The organism is Brevibacillus sp. IT-7CA2 (genome assembly GCF_949767855.1).
In the GTDB taxonomy this organism is placed as follows: domain Bacteria; phylum Bacillota; class Bacilli; order Brevibacillales; family Brevibacillaceae; genus Brevibacillus.
The window spans coordinates 36766-57466 of the sequence record NZ_CATKQT010000051.1 but is presented as its reverse complement, the minus strand read 5'-3'; the positions used below and the strand labels follow the sequence as shown (position 1 = coordinate 57466).

Below are 20701 nucleotides of genomic sequence, written 5' to 3'. Positions count from 1 at the left end.
GCACTGGAGAAACTATTCCCAGAATAGCTCCAACTTGTCTCCACTTTTCAATTCTGTCTGGAAGTTGGCTTGTTCGCCGTTGACGAGCATGACGAATCCGGAGATACTCTCACGGTCGGGCTTTTCCAAGGAAACATCGACAAAACGGAAGACGTCGCTAAACACAGGTGTAGACGCAGGTGACGACTTTACTGTAATGGCGGCACCTTCGCTCACGGGATCGGAGGCATTCGCCGCTTTTCCGTCTATGGTAATCGTTACCTGTGCGACAGGCAATACGACCCGTTCACCATTGAAGTGTACGATCATTGTCTCCTGTACCCATTCTTCCAAGGGGATGACATCTTGTATGGAAGGGGCGGGGACTTCATCCAGCTGATATACGAGGACATCACCTTGCCGGACGCTATCTGTTAAAGCTGCTGGTCTTCCGTTCAGCTCGATCACCTCGATACGGGACGGAATAGAATAATCTTGTCCATTCACAGAAAAACGCAAGCCTGATTCCGCTGACATTTTCAGTTCTGCGAGCTCCAGTACTTCATAGACAGTGCGAGGAAGGCGGATATCCACCTCGGCACGATCAGTGATCAACGTATCGAGAGTAGCAACCGCTCCGTTAACATGTACGACTGGACCGAGCGAGTAGGGACGATCATTGCAGATGACTTCAAGCGTGTCCAGCTCATCGAATAAATCTTTGGCAAATACACGTGCATCATCGCCATTTGTACCTGCCACTACGGTGATTTGGTCCCCGTCCTTTATTGGCGTGTCGAGACTGACGCTCTCTCCGTTGCGCTCCATCACCGGCGCCGTACCATGACCACCCGGAATCATTTTCATCCGTCCGTTTACGGTGACTGTCATCGCCATTCCGGGGCGACCATACAGACGGCGGATATCCAGTCCGGATGCAATGAGCGCATCACCCAACGTCATTTTTCGCAAATCGAAAATGCGCACAGGAGCGTCATTGACCGTGACCGTTACATAGCGCAACGGATGACGGCGCGCGGCAACAGCAATACCGACTGGCGTTACGAACTCAGGTCCACTGAGCGCAGGATTGTCTCCGACGTACTGTTTGATCGCATCGCCGCCTCTGACAGCAACACGGGCGGCAGGAATATTCAAGACCTGAGCGACTTTTCCAGTAAGCCCAGGGGTGAGACTGCCGCCGCCGATCAGCATCACCGCTTGCGGAGCTTTTCCGTTGAGCTCCAATATTTTGAAGGCAATTTTATCGGCGAGTTGCTGGATGTCTGCTTCAATCGCACTCGTTACCTCGGCAGCGCTCATCGTATGCTCCATGCCGAGAATGTCGGTGAAGGTGACGGATTCCTCAGTGGATAAGAGACGCTTCACTTCTTCTGCCATCGGAAAATCCATGAGAAAGGCGTTCATGAGCGCATCTGTGATTTCATCGCCTGCAACAGGCACCATGCCGTAAGCGGTAATGGCCCCTTCCTCAGTCAGCGCTACGTCAGAAGTACCTGCCCCGATGTCCACCAATGCGATATTCAATCGGCGCATGGTCACAGGAATCAGGACGTTAATCGCCGCAATCGGCTCAAGCGTCAATGCCTGCATTTCCAGATCGCATCGTTTCAGAGCAGCGATCAGCGAGTCGACAACCACGCGTGGAAGGAAAGTTGCAATCACATCTGCGCTTGCTATGTCACCCCGCTGGTCAATCAGACTCCCAATCAACTCTCCATCCAGATGGTAATTGACGACGCTGTAACCGACGCAATAATAGCGGGTGACGTCTTGATCCTTTAGTTCTTGGGCTAATGCGGATTGGGCCTCCTGTACAGCGGAAAACTCCAAAGCGACAACATCTTCACGCGAGATGAAGGCATGTCTGGCTAACGGCATGTCCACACGAACTCGGCGGGTGCGCAATGACCGACCGGCAGCTGCGACCGCTACCTGATGCAGTTTGCCATATTTTCCTTCCAGCTCTTCTTTTATTTGTTGAATCACCTTAGCTACGGCGACAATATCGTGAATTTGTCCATCGAGCATGGAGCGTTCATCGTGCTCTCGAATTGCGCAGTCCAATACGCGGTACTGCTCGCCGGTCGTTTCCACGATCAGGCCGACGACGCTGCGTGTTCCAATATCTAATGAAAAAATAAGCTCAGGGGCTGTGATGTCAGACAAAAGTAGGTCACTCCTTGTAAGAGGTTGTTCAAAAAGTCTTTACAATACTTATCGGTGATTTTGGACTGTATCGGAAAGGAACATTTACTTTTAGCTAGAACATATATCCAAAACTATTCGATTTGAAAGGGAAAGAATCCTGTCGAATCAAGGAATCTTCTTGGGTTTGACGAATAATTGGAAAAGATAAAAAAACAGAAAAAATTTACTTTCGCGCTTTTTGGCGCTAAACTGCTGACAAGGGTGTTTGAATCGATTATAATTACCCTAATTTATCGATAAATCCCTATATAAAAAGAGGAGAGTGGAGAGAGATGGCACACGATCAAATCGAAACCATGCGCAAGCAGATAGACGAGATCAACCTGCAAATTCTTGAATTGGTCAACAAACGAGCTACCTTGGTTCAAGAGCTCGGCAAAGAAAAAGAAAAACAGGGCAGCAACCGTTTTGACCCAGAGCGTGAGCGCCAAATGCTCAATCTGCTCGTTGAAAACAATAAAGGTCCTTTCAATGACAATGCTATTCGTCATTTGTTCAAACAAATTTTCCAAGTTTCCTTAGATCTGCAAGACGACGATAAGAAAAAAGTACTCCTCGTTAGCCGTAAGAAAAAGGCAGAGGATACTGTTATCACGGTAAAAGGCGTAGAGTTCGGTGGGAAAAATCCGATTCTCATCTCAGGTCCTTGCTCCGTGGAAAGCTACGAGCAAGTAAGAGCAGTAGCAGAAAACCACGCAAAACGCGGACTGCGCACACTGCGCGGCGGCGCATACAAGCCTCGTACTTCGCCATACGACTTCCAAGGTCTGGGTGAAGAGGGCTTGCAAATCCTCAAGCGTATCGGGGATGAATTCAACCTCGTAACGATCAGTGAAATCGTGACGCCAGCAGATCTTGAGATGGCGACGAAATACATCGATGTCATCCAAATCGGTGCTCGCAATATGCAAAACTTCGAGCTGCTGAAGGCGGCAGGTCGTGTGAACAAGCCGATCCTCTTGAAGCGTGGCCTCTCTGCTACGATTGAAGAGTTCATCTACGCGGCAGAGTACATCCTGTCCGAAGGTAACACACAAGTCATGCTGTGCGAGCGTGGAATCCGCACATATGAAAAAGCGACACGCAATACGCTCGATATTTCTGCAGTACCACTCCTCAAGCAAGAGACGCACTTGCCAGTGTTTGTAGACGTGACGCACTCTACCGGTCGTCGTGATCTGCTCTTGCCTTGCGCGAAAGCAGGTTTCGCAGTCGGTTCTGATGGAATCATGGTAGAGGTTCACCCAGATCCAGATGTGGCACTGTCTGATGCGAAGCAACAGTTGAACATTCCACAGTTCAACGAGTTCGTTGATGAACTGCTCGCTTCTGGCTTGTACAAAGGCGAGATTGTGGCAACGAGAGCATAAGAATACCTTTCGAGTACGATTTGAGGGTCCTTCCTGCGCGCGGAAGGACCTTTCTTATTTGACGAACCATTGGCGACCAAGTAAGCTAGAATTACGTGCTGATATTGGTGAAGGAGGATAAGCCATATGGAAGACAACCATCAATGCTGCTCGACTGATCGGTCCACCGAAAGGCCGGATAAAATCAAGTCTAATCTCATCTCCCGTCTGAATCGGGTAGAGGGACAAGTTCGCGGAATTCGCGGAATGGTAGAAAAGGATGTCTACTGCGACGACATTCTCAATCAAATTGCGGCTGTGCAGTCTGCACTGAATGCGGTTGGGAAAATGCTCCTCGAAGGACATATGAAAAGCTGTGTAATGGATCGCATTCAACAAGGCGATCATGAAGTGATTGATGAGCTTTTGAAAACGATGAACAAACTCATGAAGTAACGGGTGCGTAAGCCGTCAAAAACGATTGCATCGGCATACGGCATGTCGTATCATAGGTGCATATATTTATGAAAACGCTTATGAAAACCAAAAAATAGGGAAATGAGGGTGCATGATGCCGGTTACTATATACGACGTAGCAAGAGAAGCGGGGGTGTCGATGGCGACAGTTTCCCGCGTAGTCAACGGGAATCCCAACGTAAAGCCTTTGACCCGAAAAAAGGTATTGGCTGCGATTGAGCGCTTGGGATATCGACCAAATGCGGTTGCTCGTGGACTCGCTAGCAAAAAAACGACAACAGTTGGTGTCATCATCCCGGATATCTCCAGTTTGTTTTTCTCCGAATTGGCGCGAGGGATTGAAGATATCGCTACCATGTACAAATACAACATCATCCTGTGTAACTCTGACCAACGGATGGAAAAGGAATTGCAGCTCATTAATACCTTGCTCGAAAAGCAGGTGGACGGGCTCCTGTTCCTGGGCGCAGAAATCAAAGAAGATCATTTGCAGGCATTAACAAGCACGTCTGTACCGACTGTACTCGCCGCGACTCGTGATGCGGACAACGTACTTCCGTCGGTTAGCATTGACCATTTCCAAGCCGCATACGATGCGACGGAAGCATTGGTTGCACGCGGGCACAAGCGCATTGCGATGATCGCGGGTCCTGCAAACGATCCATTGGCAGGGTTGATGCGGTATGAAGGCTATAAAAAGGCATTGAAAGATGCAGGTATCGAGCTGGATGAAGAGCTGATTGCGACAGGCAATTACTTTTATGAATCAGGCTTGTCCACTACAAAAGCGTTTCTTGCCCTTAAAAATCCGCCGACGGCGATTTTCGCAGCAAATGATGAGATGGCCATTGGTGCGATCCACGCCATTCAAGATTCCGGCCTAAACGTGCCAGGTGACATCGAAGTCATTGGTCACGATAATATTCGTCTGGTTGAAATGGTACGTCCACGACTGACTTCTGTCGTACAGCCAATGTATGATATTGGTGCGGTGGCGATGCGCCTATTGACCAAGTACATGAATAACGAGAATGTCGAAGAGCATGTCGTGCTGCTGCCGCATCGAATTGAGTATCGGGAGAGCACAAAGCCCGAGCAAGCTTGATCGAAAAGGGACGTAGGCAATTGATAGCAAGAGGGGGATGGGAAATGCGTTACGGAATTATCGGCGCGATGGATGAAGAAATCGCGCTTTACTTGGAAGCGATGCAAGACACGACTACTGCCACCAAAGCAAGCATTACCTATTACACAGGTAAAATGGAAGGCAAGGATGTCGTGCTGTGCAAATCAGGTGTTGGCAAGGTGAATGCTGCCGTGACGACACAAATCCTCATCGATTCATTCCAAGTAGAACGTGTCATTTTCACAGGTGTGGCAGGAGCCGTACACCCTGAATTAAATATTGGTGACATTGTGGTTTCGACGGATTGCATCCAACATGACATTGATGTGACACCGCTTGGCTTTGAACCAGGACAGATTCCGTTTACAGAGCAATGGACTTGGCAAGCGGATGCTGGGCTGATGCAGCAAGCGATCGATGCGGGCAAGGAGCTGGAAGCGGGAGTTCAAGTAGTGAGCGGGCGGATCTTGTCCGGCGACCAGTTCGTTGCCAGTCGGGAAAAGGTGCAATGGCTGTATGAGCAATTTGCAGCACATTGTACCGAAATGGAAGGGGCATCTGTAGGACAAGTATGTGCGATGAATGGCGTGCCGTTTGTCGTAGTTCGTTCGATGTCGGATAAAGCAGACGGCTCCGCGCATGTAAACTTCGTGGAATTTACCAAGCTGGCTTCCCAGCGCTCCTACGCGATTGTCCGTAACATGCTGACAGCTTCTCAAGCATCGACAGCTGCGGGAGTGATCGTCTACTCGACGAAAAACTGTGTGGATTGCGATATGGTTAAAAATTGGCTGACAGCAAAAGGTGTTTCCTTTGAAGTGCGCGATGTCATGACGAGTCGTGCCTATCAAGAGGAAGTGGAGCGCTTTGGCTTCATGGGTGTGCCTGTAACAGTGGTAGGCGATAAAGCGGTAAAAGGCTTTGCACCTTCTGAGCTAGAAGAGCTTGTGAAATAAGTTTTGGAACAGAAAAAGCGTGCTGACCAGTACCAAAAAGGTACGAGGGCAGGACGCTTTTTTTACTACTCTGATCCAATAGGTGCGTACAGCATCGCACGTTCTAACGTAAGCCGATTTTTTTCCGTGATCTCTGCTCGTCGTGGGATTGTTGGGAATGATTCGTCAAAAAGCCGAGGTGGCAAGGGCAAATCCGTTTCAGGTTGCCATCGCTTGAGCCAGGCTTCGGGAAGATCACCGTCCGTAAGAGGCTGATCGCTCATCTCACTCCATACCAGGGTCCACGCCCGCGGCACCACCCGCCAAATATCGTAGCCCCCGCCGCCTACAGCAATCCAACGACCGTCGCAATATTTATGAGCGAGACGGTGGGCAAGACGAGGAATCGCTTGATAAATCTTCATCGAACAAGACAAATGGGTGAGGGGATCGTATGCATGAGCGTCACAACCATTTTGGGTCAGGACGACATCAGGCTTGAAGCCAGCCGCTAGCTTTGACACTAGCTCTTCATATACTTCCAGAAAAGAATCGTCTTCCGTGAAGGCATCGAGAGGAACGTTGACAGAATAACCGTAACCGCTTCCATCTCCACGTTCAGATAAATTCCCTGTTCCCGGGAAGAGATACTTTCCCGTTTCGTGAATGGATACAGTCAGTACATGAGGGTCATCGTAAAAAGCCCACTGTACCCCATCTCCATGATGGGCATCTGTGTCGATATACAGCACACGTGCATTCCAGTTTTTTCGCAAATAAGCGATCGCGACAGAGCAATCGTTGTAGATACAAAATCCAGAGGCGCGACCACGAAAGGCATGGTGCAGTCCACCGGCGGGATTGAAGGCGTGTTCTGCCTGTCCACTCATAACTGCGTCCACTGCGTTTAACGTACCTCCGACGATCAGCGAGGACGCTTCATGCATGTTCGAAAAACAGGGAACATCCTCTGTTCCCAAGCCATAACTGGCTGCCTGCGGAAGCTCGTGTTCACTATGGCCCTGATCGCGAACAAATTGGATATAACGTGGGTCATGCACCAGGGCGAGCTCTTCATCTGTCGCCGGTCGGGGAGTCAGGATGTCTGAGTCTTTGAGTATACCGTAACTGCTCATCAGATCGTGTGTGAGGAGCAGACGACGCTGGTTGAACGGATGATCATCATGAAAATAATATTGCGTGTAGTCTGGAGAGTAGATCAGACGAGCATTTCGGCTCACTGGGGTATCCCTCCTTCCGTAGGTCCGATTACGGAAAAGCCCTTTTCAAGAAGCAATTGCTTCACGATACGCGGATCAATTGTCTGTACCCGAAAAACAAGGTTCTTTTTTGCGGGCTGTTTCCCAGGAAAGACCACGACGCTGGTGACATTTACTTGTGCATCGCGAAAGACTTGACTGACTTCTGCCAGCATGCCAACGCGGTCATCTACTTCGACTTCGATATGAGAGCTAGGTTTGTTAACGCCGAAAAGTTCGATCAGGCTAGAGAAAAGATCCGATTCTGTGATTAATCCTACGAGCCGATTCCCTTCGACGATGGGGAGTGAGCCGATTTTGTGCTCGTATAGTTGGAGGGCTGCGTCTTCGATGAAATCCAGTGGGTGGGCAGTGATGACTTGTTGATTCATGATATCGGCTACAGGCTTGTGCAGGACGGTGTCGTCATCGTCATGTGTCAGCAGGCGAGAGGGGAGAGCGTCTCGCAGGTCACGGTCCGAGATAATGCCTACGAGTGAGTCGTTTTCAATGACAGGCAAATGCCTGATTCTGTTTGCACGGAGGAGGAGAAGCGCTTCTCCGATTGTAGTGGATGGCTGGATCGTAACAATTTTTTTCCGCATAATCTCTTCAATACGCATAAGAGTGACCTCCTGGAATCAAAAGGCATCCAAACTAGTACAGAAAACGATTTTGAAACCGCATAGCATCAAAGGCAACGACTGTTTCTGGCGGTACACGCTTGCCGATTTTTGCCATTAGACAGTTGGCGGGATGTGAGCATATTTCTGGATCATCTGTCGCCATCCAGCTCAGGCCTGCGCTGCCCATGACCTTTTCCATGACCTTTCTGTATTGCCATACATCGAGTCCTGTTCCTTTCAGATCCCAATGCCAGTAATACTCAGTTGTAATAATGACGTAGTCTTCCATGGCGTCGTCCAAGAAGGCGACTTCCAGCAGCTTTTTGCCTACGCCACCCGCTCTCACTTTATGACTGATTTCAATCGCGCCCAGCTCCAGCAAATCGGGCAGTTGGGCTTGCGACCATCGCTCCAGTGGATCGGGGTGCAGAAAGGTCACGTAGCCGAGGACGAGGTCTCCTTCGCGTGCAATAATAATGCGTCCTTCAGGCAAATCAGCGATTTCGATGAGAGCTTCATGCTGCTGTTCAGGGATACGAAAAGCTTTCAGTCCCTCATCAAAGCGTAATGAGGCCAGATGACTTCCTGTAATCGGTCCTTCGACGAGCAGCTCCTTGTTGTTCACCATTAGGCTCAATGAGTGATAGCGTTTGACGTGCTCCATCAGTTCCCCCCCTACGTTTGTAGAAAAACAGAGATGGCGTCTAACCATCTCTGTCAGTTGTCATTCCAGTTTATTCTGTGGTGTTGGCAGTTACGATGTTAGAATGTGGCGATTCTCCGTAACTGTTGACTGCGGTAATGTAATAGTTGCTGCCATTCGGTACTTCTGCTGCATGTGTAAAGCTTGTGCTAGAGACTGTACCGAGCAGCAAATAGCCACTTGCTGAGTCTGGGCTAAAATATACGTTGTACATCTGCTCAGACGAGCTGCTTCCTTTCCACTGTAGCTGCCAACCGTTTGGCGTATTCTTGATGGACAAGGATTTCGGAGCAGCAGGTGGTGAAGTGGAATCAGTGTTTGTGTTCGTGCCTCCTGATCCATCTGGCGGGTTAGTCGCAGTTCCATCTGGATCTGTTTGACCATTCCCGTTATCGTCCGTTGGATTCGGGATGCCTGTTTCCGTACCTTGGTTTGGATCAGGCAACTGCCATGTCTGTGTAGAACCGACAGAAGCGATTGCGGAAGGCTGCGATTCATTGCCAGCGATATCCACAGAAGTGACATAATAGCCTAAATCTCGATGGGCTGCAGTCGTATCGGCAAAAGTCAATTCCGATGGATCTTTCACAGTCGCTACTTTGACAAAGCCGTTCTGCACATCAGCGCGGTAGATGCGATAACCGACCAAGTCAGCTTCTTTGGCTGATTGCCAGGTAAGTGAAATTTGCTTGCCTGAGCCTGTAACTGTTACACCGCTTGGCGAAGCTGGCGCTCCACCTGCCTCTGTGCGAGGGTCTTCCTTGTCAGGCAGGCGGTCCTCCCAATCTGGTGGTTGGGTGGCGACCCTACTGTTTTTCGCTTGAATTTGCTCCTTGGTAGGGAGCGGATCAGGTGAGCGGTAGAAGACGCTTTCGGTAACAAAATCTTCAGGTGTCCCTTCCTTCGCCAAATACCGTTCGCCATTATACGTAATGACGCGTGCTTTTTGGTGGGTATCGTCCACCTTCGTCGGAACGAATTTGCTGTTGAACAAATCAGTGATCAAATGGCCAGCTTCTTTTGAAAGCTCACTTGGCAAAAGGCCTGACTTGGAGTCAACAGTCGCACTGACAATTCCTGCTGGCTTTTTAAAGCTGGAGTCAGGAGGTGAAAGGTTTGGATGCTTCGCAATGACATCCTTCATGACCTTACCCCATACGACCATCGGAACATATTTGTCCGCGTCTGGCATTGGATATGGCTCGTCAAAGCCAACCCATACCCCCATGGACAGCTCTGGCGTGTAACCGACGAACCAGAGGTCGTTGCTGTTGTTCGTTGTTCCGGTTTTCCCTGCCACATCGACTTTGCGCGGCACGTATTTGCGGACGTGTGTACCTGTACCGTTATTGACGACGGAACGCATCATATCAGTGATCAGGTATGAGGTTTGCTCGCTGTACACTTGCACAGGCTTGGTTTCGTGGCGATAAATGGCTTTTCCGGTGTTATCCTCAATTCGGTCAATCAAGTAGGCATCCACAAAAGAACCGTGATTTGCGAATGTCGCATAGGCGTTTGTAATTTCCTCGGCAGTTGTTCCGTAGGTAAGACCGCCAATTACGCCAGTAGCTGCATAGTTGTCAGCATCCACCAATGTTGTGATTCCCATTTTCTTCACGTATTCGAGAGCCGTTGGAATGCCAACTTTCAAATACGTCTTGATCGCCGGAATGTTCCAGGACATCCGTAGCGCTTCACGGGCACTCATAATCCCTTGCCATTTGTTGTTCCAGTTCTTAGGTAAATGGGAACCGTTCTGGCCGTCAGCGAGTAACACCGGAGCGTCATCGATTGGGGATGCTGGCTGGAGCAATCCCAATTCAAAAGCAGGAGCATAAGCGGCAAGTGGCTTCATGGCCGAACCAGGCTGGCGTGGTACGGTGGCGTGGTTCGTCTGTTCCACCTTGAAGTCACGTCCCCCGATCATGCCGAGGATGGCTCCTGTTTTGTTGTGAATCAGCATTGCGCCGACTTCTTCCAGAGCATTTTCAATTTTTTCTGTTTTGCCGTTAGAGCGACGAATCGTATAGGTACGATTCTTACCGAAGTTTTTCGGGTCGGCTGCAACAGCCTGCATGATGTCATATACGCTCTTGTCGATAGTGGTATGTATCTTGTACCCTTTTCGCAGTATGTCGCGACGTTTCTCTTCAACTAGCTGTCGGTATTCGTTGCGGCCGATGGTTGATTTGTCTCGTCCTTTTTCCAAGAGGTCTGCATCCACAAGTTGACGTGCGGCACGATCTTCAATCTCCATCATCAAGAAAGGTACTTCTCGATAAGCTTGCTGCGTCGGTTTTGCTAGCTGTGCCTTCAATTCACTGGCGAGAGCTCCATCGTATTGGGTTTGTGTGATGTAGCCATTTTCCAGCATGCGATCCAACACCATTTTTTGGCGTTCCTTCCCGCGCTGATAGCTTTCTGCACGGAATGGAGAGTAGGCACCTGGGTTTTGAATCATGCCTGCAAGATAGGAGCCCTCAGCGAGCCCGAGCTCTTTTACATCTTTGCCAAAAATCCCTTTCGCGGCAGCCTGAACGCCGTATACGTTTGATCCGTTGGCGTTTTTTCCGAAGTAAATTTCGTTCATGTAGGCTTCCAGAATCTGATCTTTGGAAAACATGCGCTCGATCCGAATCGCGGTAAAGATTTCACGGGCCTTACGGGTGTGGCTAACTTCAGCAGAAAGGATTGTATTTTTTACAAGCTGCTGTGTAATCGTACTACCACCTGTTACGACAGGTTGGTTGGTAATTTCCTGAATCGCTCCGCGCATGGTAGATTGCAGCGAAACTCCGGAGTGGTGGTAGTAGGTTTTGTCTTCAGTTGCGATGATGGCATTAATTAAATAGGGAGAAACGTCTGCTTTCTTCACCAAACGTCGATCGCCTTCTTCGGCCCGCAATTGGCCGATCAGAGAGCCGTCGTTGTAGTAGGCGAATCCAGTCAGATAGTTGGTGAAGATTTTATTCTCCAGTTCCTCCTTGCTGCGCACAGGCTCGTCCTTCACGAGTGCGGCAACATAACCTGTCACGATTCCTCCCGCAACTGCAGCTCCCATTAGCCCTAGTACGAAGACGATTTGGAAGATGATCCAGAACGTTCTACCACGGCTTCTGCGTCGCTTTTTCTTCGTCGGTTCAGAGGAAGATGTGTGGTTATTCGACATAGTTCTACGACCCCCTAGCATACCCCCTGATTATACCATACGAGGAACCTAGAGGATAGAAAATGCGGAGGAGATAGCAAAATGTGTCAAAAACCGTTGAAAGTTGTCAACGGCATGTGTTTGATTGCGTTTCACAGATATTGTTAAGCTTACAGAGTGGGATCAGGAAATAGATTTCATAGGAGGAGACAAATGAACATAGACGAGCCGATTCATCTCGAAGGCTTCACAGAAAACTGGTCGCAGATGTTTACAGAGGAGCAGCAGCTACTCTCCGTGCATCTGGCTGACCTGTAATGAATTCGTTCGCGAGGTGTTGGCGTGAGCGAAAGCGTGGCATAAGGCAAATAAATAAAAAAAGAGCAGGCCGACAAGCGGCACTACTCTTTTTCTTTTTATCCTCAGACGATTAACGGCTGTAGAACTCAACGATCAGAACTTCGTTGATTTCAGCTGGCATTTCTTCACGGTCTGGCAGACGAGTGAAGGTACCTTCAGCAGCAGCATCGTTGAATGTAACGTAGTTCGGCAGGAAAGTGCGACCTTCCAGAGCGTCCTTGATCAGTTGCAGACCACGGGACTTTTCACGAATGGAGATTACATCACCCGGTTGTACGCGGTAGGATGGGATGTTTACTTTTTTGCCGTTTACCAGGAAGTGACCATGGTTTACCAACTGACGAGCAGCTGGGCGAGTTGGAGCAAAGCCCATGCGGTATACCAGGTTATCCAGACGGGATTCCAGCAATTTCATGAAGTTTTCGCCCACTACGCCAGCCATTTTGCTAGCATTGTCGAAAGTGCGGCGGAATTGTTTTTCGTTAAGGCCAAACATGTGGCGCAGTTTTTGCTTTTCTTGCAACTGGATTCCGTACTCGCTCAGTTTACGACGGTTGTTGTGACCGTGTTGACCTGGAGGGAAGTTGCGTTTGATGTCTTTTCCTGTACCATCGAGGGAGATACCCAGACGACGAGCCAGTTTGTGACGAGGTCCTGTGTAACGTGACATGTTTTCATTCTCCTTTAATATGGATTCGCAGGTGTTTACTTCCGGCAGGTTAGTTCCTACTTTATCTACACGAACTTCGGACGGTAGCGTTTCCGCATCGTGCTCCTCACAGATGATCAGCCGCAGTCTGTAAAGGGAGGGAACTAAGAGGGTACATCCTTCCGTTTTTACCTACAATCAATGCTACCCTGTACACATACATTCAATAATACTAGGCGCGATATAGTAAAGTCAAGGGAAAAGAAGCGCGCCATCCGCCGCAAGAAGTGGGCTGGATGGCGCTTTTTGGGTATTATTTTCGCAACAAAGTAACCGGCCCGTCTGAAGTATCCCGTTTTTCGAGGAAACGGGTAAAGGTAATGGCTGCATCGGCACGAGGGACAAGGCTTTGCGGCTGGAACTTCTGCTTGTCGGTTGGCACGATATCGAGTGTAGTCGCGATGATGATCGAACCGCGGTACTTCGAATTGGCAATGTCTGAGAGCTGGGACTGGAACATACCAGGGAAGTCGGTCAGTTTTTTGTAACCGAGTGCACGAACAATCATATCAGCGAGCTCTTCACGTGTAATCGTCTCATTTGGGTTCAGCTTGGAAGCATTTTTATCGAGAAGTCCACGATCAACAGCACCTTCCACGGCTGAGAAGAAGCGCGAACCATTTGCCACATCGCTATAAGTGGCCTTGCGTTCCAGAGAGTACTGTGGATAGTGTCTGCCTTGGTTGAGACTGATCATGAGCATTTCAATCATTTCGCCACGTGTGATCGGTTTTTGCGGCATGATATTGCCGTTTTCAAGCGTTAGTGCGTCGTATTCATACATCAGCAAGAGTTCCTTCTCCGCTGGATGACCTTTCAAATCGGCAGGAGCCGGACGATGCAGCGCAATCGTTTTGCCAGTAGAGGTGGAGCTCCACTCGCCTGTTACACCATCAAGGTAATATGGCTGCTCAAACGGCGTCATTGTCGCGCGATAGACCATCTTGGCAGTTCGCTTCGGGGTGTAGGAAGGCTGCTCTTTTGCGCGTTTGGCATCCTCAGGACTAAGAGGGACGAGGGCGTATACTTCCTCTGCTTTTGTCTCGGTCCACCACTTCTCGCTCGCTTCGGCAGCAGGCAGGTGCTTGGGAACTTGTGTCGGGTATGTTTCGCTGCCCAATTCAGTACTGTAACTCAGCAGATCGCCTGTTTCTGTGTCAAACGTGAAGTAGGCAGAGCCGCTAGCTGCAGCTATTCCATTGATAAAACGCTCAAATCGGATCTGCGTCCGCTCGGAATCAACGGGTTGGTTTTGGATTTCCTCTTCAAAACGCTCTGTCCAGTAAAGCTGGTGGGCCATGGTTGGCGCCAAATCACGAATCGTTTCCATCGCTTTTGCCTTGAATTTTTCCATGTCTGGTTTTTTAGAAACGGTTGTTTTTTCTTTATGGCTACGGAAGTCCTTGTTCAATCGGTAGATGTCCCCGGATACAGCATCCACGGAGACATACGCAAATCCGTCTTCGCTATTGCCTTTTTCGCCAAATTCGAGATCCCAGACAGGACGATTGCCACGGTAGTCTCTTTCATTGTAATTGGCAGAACGAAGCTCATAGTTGGACAAATTCAATGATTTCGATGCCCATTGTACAGCTTCCTCTTGGGAGAGCGGTTGTCCGCTTCGGCGTGCAGGAAGGACTTTGCGGCTTACAGGCTCAGGATCTTTCGGCGGTTGATACGGGGTCAACGATTGTGTCAATGCTTTCCCAGTCTCCGCATCAATGTAGAATGTGAAAGGATTCATATACCCGAGAGAAGGCTTGTTATTTTGAGTCTCCATCCGCTCCCACGGCAGCAGGTAAACTGGTTTTGGATTCGCTTGTTCTTTAAACAGTTTCTCAGCTTCTTCTTCTGAGATTGTCATATCCGTGTCCTCGAAAGTCACGTCGTTCCACGACAGAGAATAGTTGGTCACTTTGCCAGAAGCATCTACTGTGATATCTGCGCCGTTGTCAGGAAAGAGAATGCCGTCCACTTCACGAACAAAGCGGAAATTATAGTAGACTTCCGAGTTCAACGGAGTTTTTGGCTCTGGCATATCGCGGGTATACAGTCTTGTTTCCGCTGCTTTTCCTGCATTGTTTTTCTCGAAAAAGCGCTTCGCCTGTTCTTGCGCCTCTGTATAGGAAATTCGTTTTGCATAGGGAAGCGAAGATGCGTCCTGCTCTTGATGTGAATAGGAAGTCAGTTCGCCTGTATTAGCGTGGATACTGACGCTATATGATAGTAGGGCTTTACTGTTTTCTGGATCTTTCTTCACCCAACTAAACGACCATTCTGGAAATGGGCGCCAGCTGTCCGCTGAACGAAATGACACATTCTGCACTGTCATCCCAGCGGTAGGCACTATTTTTGTAGCGAGTGCCAAGGCTGCTTCCTTGGATAGCTTTGCTTTGGCTTGTGCCACGGAGTCTGCTTGTGCCACAGTAGTCGCTATTTTATTGGTACTCACATGAGGTGATTGTGCATGCGCTTGTGCGACAGGCAGCAACAGACTGGCAGATAGAACAAATGAGCTAGACCGAATGATCCACGGTTTCATAGGAACCCCTCCAACGATGTCATATTCTTCTTATCACCTCTGACGAGAGGAAGTAAAGGTTCGTTTCAGTTCAAATTCATGAAAAAAAGTGCCTGGTATTTGCAGAAAGGAATGAAATATAGGAATTTTGTACCAAATGTTTTTTTATCAATCTAGAATTGTGAACATGCATCTTATATAATAAGAAATACTATCCATAGAATACAGAACGGTAAGGAGATAATTCGTTTTGGAAACCATCATGTATCTCATTCGTCATGGAGAGACGGAGTGGAATCAGATTCGTCGTATACAAGGCCACAGTGATATCGCATTGAACGAGCTCGGGGTACGTCAGGCCGAGCAAGTAGCAGACAGGTTCCAAGGCGAGAAGATTCACGCTTTTTATTCGAGTGATCTCAGTCGAGCACACGATACGGCTGCCAAGATTGCTGGTAACTTCCAATCCTCTGTTTCTACGCGGCCAACCTTGCGGGAGCGCTGCTATGGGGAGTGGGAGGGACTCACCTATGAAGAAATACGTGAGCGATTTGAAAATCAGGATGAAGCCTCCTGTGGAATCGAGACATTTGAAGACATGCAGCGTCGAGCTGTAGCTGCCATGACAGAAATAGCAGGGAGCCATCCAGGTGAGGCGATTGTCGTTGTCTCGCATGGCGGTCTTATTAATAGCTTCTTGCATTATGTGACGGTAGGAGAACAAGGAACGGGTATCACACGTATCGATAATACCGGTATTACGATATTTCGGTATGTAGATCGCAGGTGGGAAGTTCTATCCGTTAATGATACAGACCATTTGAAAGCTTGAGAAAATGCTGAGAGAGGGAGTTTCTCGTGTCAAGTAAAATGTTGGGGAAGTTAGAGACGGTCTTTTCCTACACGGCCCATTTTATCTTACAATCTTGGCCGGAAAAGCGCCCAGGCATCCTTTTCTTGACAGATTCCGGGGGCCGTGTAATCAACTACATGGAAATGCAGGTTGGTCCATCTCAGAATTCTCAAGGGCTTACCCTGCAACACGATGTATCGATTGGCAAAGTCTTTGATTTTATTTTAGAGGCACTTTCCTCCAAAGAGATCGTAGTCAAAACGAGAAGTAAAACGAACAACGTGTGTGGAGCCTTTCCTTTGTGTGAAGAAGATGGAAGGGTTCGAGCTGTCATTGGCATGATAGCGCCCGAAGACCAGATCCATTTCGATTTGTCATCCTACATGCGCGGGCTAGAGCCGTTGATTCGCATGGGATATGATGCATATATTCAACACGTCACAAGCCAGATTGTCATGGATTTGACACTGCATGATACGACCAAAGAGCTGCTGCAAAGCTTGACGGGTCAGATCAGTGACATTATCCAAAAAGGCTATTGTTCGGCCGTGAAGCTCGCGGACAATGCCACGTTGATTCCGCAGGAGAGCGTAACAACGCAAGAGGCCGAAGGCGGACAAACCCACATTGCCCAACTGGTTTCGAGATTCGGTAAGACGCAAATCATGCCTTCCATTTTAGATGACCACAGGCTTGTTGTCGTTCCTGTCTCCTTGAACCAAACGCCGCTCTACGCACTGTTTTTGCATCTGCCACCCGAAGAGACAGATTGCGTGTACGATGAACGGGATGTTGCTTTTTTGCAGGAAGTAGGCGCGAAGGCAAGCTGTGCGCTTTGGCGTTCGATCATGTCGGACGACCTGCGTCGTGAAGCGAGCAAAAAAGATTTGTTGTATCAGTTGATGTCAAAGATTCAGGCATCGATTGATGTGAATGATGTTTTGCATGAAATCGTGACGAGCATTCCCAGCCTTTATCCGTACTTGTCGGTAGAGCTTTTCCTGACGGTTGAACCTAATGCAACCACCCCGGTCAAACAGCTTTCTTTTCAAGAAGTAGAGCCGTCTACCAGTACCAAGGCCTATTTGGAAGGACGTCTCATTGCCGAAGAAGTGGGAGAAGGGGAGCAACAGGTGACGGTGATCGCAGCGCCACTCTTGGGCAAGCAGGGTATCTACGGAGTATTGCAAGTGACGTCCGATCAGCGAATCTCCTTGAATCAGCATGAAAAGGACTACATCTCGATCTTGGCAGATACTGCTGGCACTGCGTTTGAAAACGCACAGCTCTATCAGCAATCGCGCAATTTGATTCGAGAATTGCGTTTAATTAATGAGATGGCACGCCAGTTGAACAGAAGTCTTGATTTAAAGGAAATTCTCGATTTTGTTACGACGATGATGCGGGCAACCTTTGATGCAGAGTTTTGTGCCATCTTGCGAAAAACGCCGGGTGAGGATTGCTTCGATGTGCTTTCTTCCTCCATTCCAGCTTTCAATGGCATGGCAATCGATTCTACTGAAAAGCCATTTCAGCAAATCTTGCAAAACAAGCAGGCGTTATTGCTGGCTCAACCAGGGGCAGGACCGCTTCCTTTTTCGCTCTTTTCGTGCTGTTCCTTCATGGGGGTTCCGCTCGTTGTTGAGGGTGAGATTAGTGGAGTCCTTTTAGTCGCAGATTCCCGTTATCATTTTTTTAGTTTTGACGACTACAAACTCCTCGAAATATTCGGACAACATGCGAGCTTGGCAATGACCAACGCCGTCCTGCATAATGAAATGGAACGAATGGTCATTACGGATAATTTGACAGGTCTGTACACGAGAAGACATTTGAATGAACGAGTAAGAGGATCATTACAAAAAGACAACTATGGCTCGTTGATCTTGATCGATATTGATTATTTTAAAACCGTGAATGATACATTTGGCCATCAGGTAGGGGACGAGGTACTGATTCAGGTCTCCAATCTGATTCGACATAGCATCCGAGACAGTGATATCGCGGCAAGATGGGGCGGAGAGGAACTCGCTGTTTATTTGCCGCGTGTGGACAAAAACACCGCACATTCCGTGGCAGAGCGCATACGGGAATGCGTCGAGCAGGAGACGTCTCCACAGGTCACGATCTCGTGTGGACTAGCGAAATGGAGCAGGGAAATGGATGTAAACCTGAGTGTAGAAGCGCTGTTCCATCAAGCAGACATTGCTTTGTATGAAGCCAAAAATTCAGGTAGAAATCAAGTTGTTCTCGCCTAGAGCCAAAACAAAGGCTCTTTTCTCTTTTCGGAAAAAAAGGCAAAAAACTTGAGAGGTAGATAAAAAATGACAACGAATGATGACAAGCAAAGGATCGCGAGGCAAGTAGCACCTGATATTTTTTGTCTGGAAATACCTACGCCTTTTGATGTGGGGGCAGTAAACGTCTACTTGCTAAAAGGGGAACGCTTGACGTTGGTTGATGTGGGTCCATTGACCGATGATGCGTGGGCGGCCTTAACAGAAGGCTTAGAATCGATTGGGACAGGCGTGCAAGATATCGAGCAAGTCATACTGACGCATCATCATGTGGATCATTGCGGGCAGTTAGAAAAAGTACGGGAACGATCGGGAGCGAAGACGTTTGCCCATCCGCAGGCAACCCCTTATGTACAGCAGGATGAGCAGTTTATGACTTTTCATGATCAGTTTTTCGAAGAGCTGTACATCCAGAGCGGTGTACCAGAAAAAATGATGGTCATTATCTCGAAATTTCACAAGCTGATGAAGACGTTTTCTGCGCCAAGCCAGATTGATTTTCATCTGAAGCATGAGCAAAAGGTACCGTACTTGGAGGACTGGCAGGTACTGTATACGCCAGGACACAGCCAAAGTCATCTGTCGTTGTATCGGGCAAAGGATCAAGTCATGATTGGTGGAGATCATATCATCAAGCGAATTTCATCCAATGCCTTCATTGAACCACCTCGGAATCGTTCGAGTTCAAGACCACTGACCTTAATTCAATACCGCACAGCGTTGCAAATGTGTGCGGACATGGAGATCGAACAGGTCCTCAGTGGACACGGTGAACCGGTTTACAAGCATCGAGAGCTCATACTCGCTCGTCTGCAAAAGAACTGGGAGAGGACAGACACGCTCCGCACGCTTCTTGCAGATGGAGAAAAGACAGCTTTTGAACTGAATGCTCTCTTATTTCCAGGCTTGTACCAAAAAGAATTGCCATTGACGCTATCCGAAACGTTGGGGCACATTGATTTGTTGATGATCCTCCATCAGATTGAAGTGAGAGAGCAGGATCGTATCTTGTATTACCACCTGTAAAACCTGATCGTACAAGAGAGGCTTGTAAGTAGAATAAGCCTATTCCTCCCCGGAAACGCTAAAAGGGACTATTACCCTGGGACCCACATGAGGCTGACCCAGGGTAGCCGAGGGAGGGTAGCATCTATGCAGAAGTATTTGCCCATTTGCGTGATGGCTCTTGTGTGTACAGTTGTTGTAGGTGGCTGTAATCAAATGAGTGTGAAGCAGGATGCGAATACAACGTTTGAGCAGGTACGTGACAAGTTCGATGCGCAGAAATCGTATGCGTTCTACGGGCAAACCAAGCTGTTGACGGCGAATAGTGCCAATGCGAACATGGTTAACTTTTCGGGCAGAAAAGACGGAGCGGCTGTGTACATGAACGTGAAGCTCTCTGTCCCAGAAGAAAACAGAGTGGACAACTTATCCTTGCTCAGCCAAGGGGACAAGCTGTATACCAAGCATGATCAAAACGAAAGCTGGAAACATGTCGCAGGGGATAGTCCGGCCCTGCATCAAGAAATGAACAACTGGAACCCCATCGCTTCCTTTCAGCAAATCGACAACATGAAAAGAAACGTTCGGATGCTGCCTGATGAGAATCCAAAAGACGATTTTGAGGCGTTCGGAGTCGTATTGGATTCTGCCAAACTAAAGAGCTGGCTTGTTACCCAAATGCAAGAACAAACAAAGTCGGGAGCAAAAGTCCAATCGATAGCAGGGCGGGAGAAACCCTACATACCGAAGCTAAAGCTAGCGATGTCACTCTCGGAAGGCAATTGGAGAGGGACGCCTGCACATCATTCTGGGCCCACGATTCAGTCCAAGAAAAAGGTGGACGTAAACGAGCTCGTGAACCAGATGGAAGTGGAGGCAGAGTATACGATTCACTACAACAAAAAAACGATGCTCCCCACGAACATGACGATGTCCATTCGATCTGCGTACGATTTGAACGATCAGCGTGTAAAAGAGCATACGCAAGTAGAAACATATTTGCAGCAATACGGAGCAGTAGCCCCCATCACAGCTCCAGAGGAAAAAAGCAAATAGGGAGTAAGAGTAATCAAGTGAGACGTTCCTCTTGCAAAAAAGACAGGAGCGTCTTTTTTTTGT

The 20701-nt window shown here is 48.6% G+C and carries 15 protein-coding genes; 8 read left to right on the top strand and 7 right to left on the bottom strand.

All coding sequences use genetic code 11. The annotated features are described in order from the left end of the window. Positions 1–12: 12 nt before the first annotated feature. Complete coding sequence (locus ACM6JA_RS23830; protein ID WP_414854365.1) at positions 13–2169, bottom strand: cell division protein FtsA; 2157 nt, start codon at positions 2167–2169, stop codon at positions 13–15. A gap of 314 nt (positions 2170–2483) precedes the next feature. Between ACM6JA_RS23830 and ACM6JA_RS23825 the strand changes: the two genes are divergently transcribed. From ACM6JA_RS23825 to ACM6JA_RS23810, 4 genes are all read left to right on the top strand, one after another. Next, positions 2484–3581, top strand: a complete 1098-nt coding sequence (locus ACM6JA_RS23825; RefSeq protein ID WP_007720963.1) for a bifunctional 3-deoxy-7-phosphoheptulonate synthase/chorismate mutase — start codon at positions 2484–2486, stop codon at positions 3579–3581. Between the two features lie 126 nt (positions 3582–3707). After that, a complete protein-coding gene (locus ACM6JA_RS23820; RefSeq protein ID WP_007720961.1) occupies positions 3708–4016 on the top strand; it encodes a metal-sensitive transcriptional regulator in 309 nt (102 codons plus the stop codon). Positions 4017–4131: 115 nt separating this feature from the next. Further along, entirely contained in the window at positions 4132–5142 is a 1011-nt protein-coding gene (ccpA, locus tag ACM6JA_RS23815) for a catabolite control protein A (RefSeq protein WP_017250448.1), read from the top strand. 44 nt (positions 5143–5186) lie between these two features. Continuing rightward, complete coding sequence (locus tag ACM6JA_RS23810; protein ID WP_414854364.1) at positions 5187–6119, top strand: 5'-methylthioadenosine/adenosylhomocysteine nucleosidase; 933 nt, start codon at positions 5187–5189, stop codon at positions 6117–6119. 65 nt (positions 6120–6184) lie between these two features. Here ACM6JA_RS23810 and ACM6JA_RS23805 read toward each other — a convergent pair whose 3' ends face one another. From ACM6JA_RS23805 to ACM6JA_RS23780, 6 genes are all read right to left on the bottom strand, one after another. Then, the gene (locus ACM6JA_RS23805) at positions 6185–7339 is read right to left on the bottom strand and encodes an acetoin utilization protein AcuC (RefSeq protein WP_414854363.1); all 1155 of its coding nucleotides are present in this window, start codon (positions 7337–7339) and stop codon (positions 6185–6187) included. Then, positions 7336–7980 (bottom strand): CBS and ACT domain-containing protein, encoded by a 645-nt coding sequence (locus ACM6JA_RS23800; protein ID WP_007720953.1) that lies wholly within the window; start codon positions 7978–7980, stop codon positions 7336–7338. Before ACM6JA_RS23800 ends, ACM6JA_RS23805 begins: the two co-directional genes overlap by 4 nt. A gap of 34 nt (positions 7981–8014) precedes the next feature. Continuing rightward, entirely contained in the window at positions 8015–8647 is a 633-nt protein-coding gene (locus tag ACM6JA_RS23795) for an N-acetyltransferase (protein ID WP_414854362.1), read from the bottom strand. A gap of 70 nt (positions 8648–8717) precedes the next feature. Continuing rightward, positions 8718–11858 (bottom strand): transglycosylase domain-containing protein, encoded by a 3141-nt coding sequence (locus tag ACM6JA_RS23790; protein WP_414854361.1) that lies wholly within the window; start codon positions 11856–11858, stop codon positions 8718–8720. Positions 11859–12267: 409 nt separating this feature from the next. Then, the gene (gene rpsD, locus ACM6JA_RS23785; RefSeq protein ID WP_015892403.1) at positions 12268–12867 is read right to left on the bottom strand and encodes a 30S ribosomal protein S4; all 600 of its coding nucleotides are present in this window, start codon (positions 12865–12867) and stop codon (positions 12268–12270) included. A gap of 292 nt (positions 12868–13159) precedes the next feature. Further along, positions 13160–15448, bottom strand: coding sequence for a YcdB/YcdC domain-containing protein (locus tag ACM6JA_RS23780; RefSeq protein WP_414854360.1), 2289 nt, complete (start codon positions 15446–15448; stop codon positions 13160–13162). Positions 15449–15677: 229 nt separating this feature from the next. Here ACM6JA_RS23780 and ACM6JA_RS23775 point away from each other — a divergent pair, with 229 nt between their 5' ends. The 4 genes from ACM6JA_RS23775 (at position 15678) to ACM6JA_RS23760 (ending at position 20638) form a co-directional block, all read left to right on the top strand. Continuing rightward, positions 15678–16259 carry a histidine phosphatase family protein gene (locus tag ACM6JA_RS23775; protein WP_007720935.1) on the top strand — a complete coding sequence of 194 codons (582 nt, stop codon included), beginning with the start codon at positions 15678–15680 and terminating at the stop codon, positions 16257–16259. A 38-nt stretch (positions 16260–16297) separates the two neighbouring features. Continuing rightward, positions 16298–18538 (top strand): sensor domain-containing diguanylate cyclase, encoded by a 2241-nt coding sequence (locus ACM6JA_RS23770; protein ID WP_414854359.1) that lies wholly within the window; start codon positions 16298–16300, stop codon positions 18536–18538. Between the two features lie 66 nt (positions 18539–18604). Further along, positions 18605–19603, top strand: a complete 999-nt coding sequence (locus tag ACM6JA_RS23765; RefSeq protein ID WP_414854358.1) for an MBL fold metallo-hydrolase — start codon at positions 18605–18607, stop codon at positions 19601–19603. Between the two features lie 126 nt (positions 19604–19729). Then, positions 19730–20638, top strand: a complete 909-nt coding sequence (locus ACM6JA_RS23760) for a DUF6612 family protein (RefSeq protein ID WP_414854357.1) — start codon at positions 19730–19732, stop codon at positions 20636–20638. Positions 20639–20701: the final 63 nt, after the last annotated feature.

Bases quoted from the DNA above. Each gene is read 5' to 3' on its own strand.
- ACM6JA_RS23780 (WP_414854360.1), bottom strand. From the start codon at position 15,448: ATGAAACCGTGGATCATTCGGTCTAGCTCATTTGTTCTATCTGCCAGT.
- ACM6JA_RS23765 (WP_414854358.1), top strand. From the start codon at position 18,605: ATGACAACGAATGATGACAAGCAAAGGATCGCGAGGCAAGTAGCACCT.
- ACM6JA_RS23790 (WP_414854361.1), bottom strand. From the start codon at position 11,858: ATGTCGAATAACCACACATCTTCCTCTGAACCGACGAAGAAAAAGCGA.
- ACM6JA_RS23820 (WP_007720961.1), top strand. From the start codon at position 3,708: ATGGAAGACAACCATCAATGCTGCTCGACTGATCGGTCCACCGAAAGG.
- ACM6JA_RS23770 (WP_414854359.1), top strand. From the start codon at position 16,298: ATGTTGGGGAAGTTAGAGACGGTCTTTTCCTACACGGCCCATTTTATC.
- rpsD (WP_015892403.1), bottom strand. From the start codon at position 12,867: ATGTCACGTTACACAGGACCTCGTCACAAACTGGCTCGTCGTCTGGGT.
- ACM6JA_RS23825 (WP_007720963.1), top strand. From the start codon at position 2,484: ATGGCACACGATCAAATCGAAACCATGCGCAAGCAGATAGACGAGATC.
- ccpA (WP_017250448.1), top strand. From the start codon at position 4,132: ATGCCGGTTACTATATACGACGTAGCAAGAGAAGCGGGGGTGTCGATG.
- ACM6JA_RS23760 (WP_414854357.1), top strand. From the start codon at position 19,730: ATGCAGAAGTATTTGCCCATTTGCGTGATGGCTCTTGTGTGTACAGTT.
- ACM6JA_RS23800 (WP_007720953.1), bottom strand. From the start codon at position 7,980: ATGCGTATTGAAGAGATTATGCGGAAAAAAATTGTTACGATCCAGCCA.
- ACM6JA_RS23810 (WP_414854364.1), top strand. From the start codon at position 5,187: ATGCGTTACGGAATTATCGGCGCGATGGATGAAGAAATCGCGCTTTAC.
- ACM6JA_RS23795 (WP_414854362.1), bottom strand. From the start codon at position 8,647: ATGGAGCACGTCAAACGCTATCACTCATTGAGCCTAATGGTGAACAAC.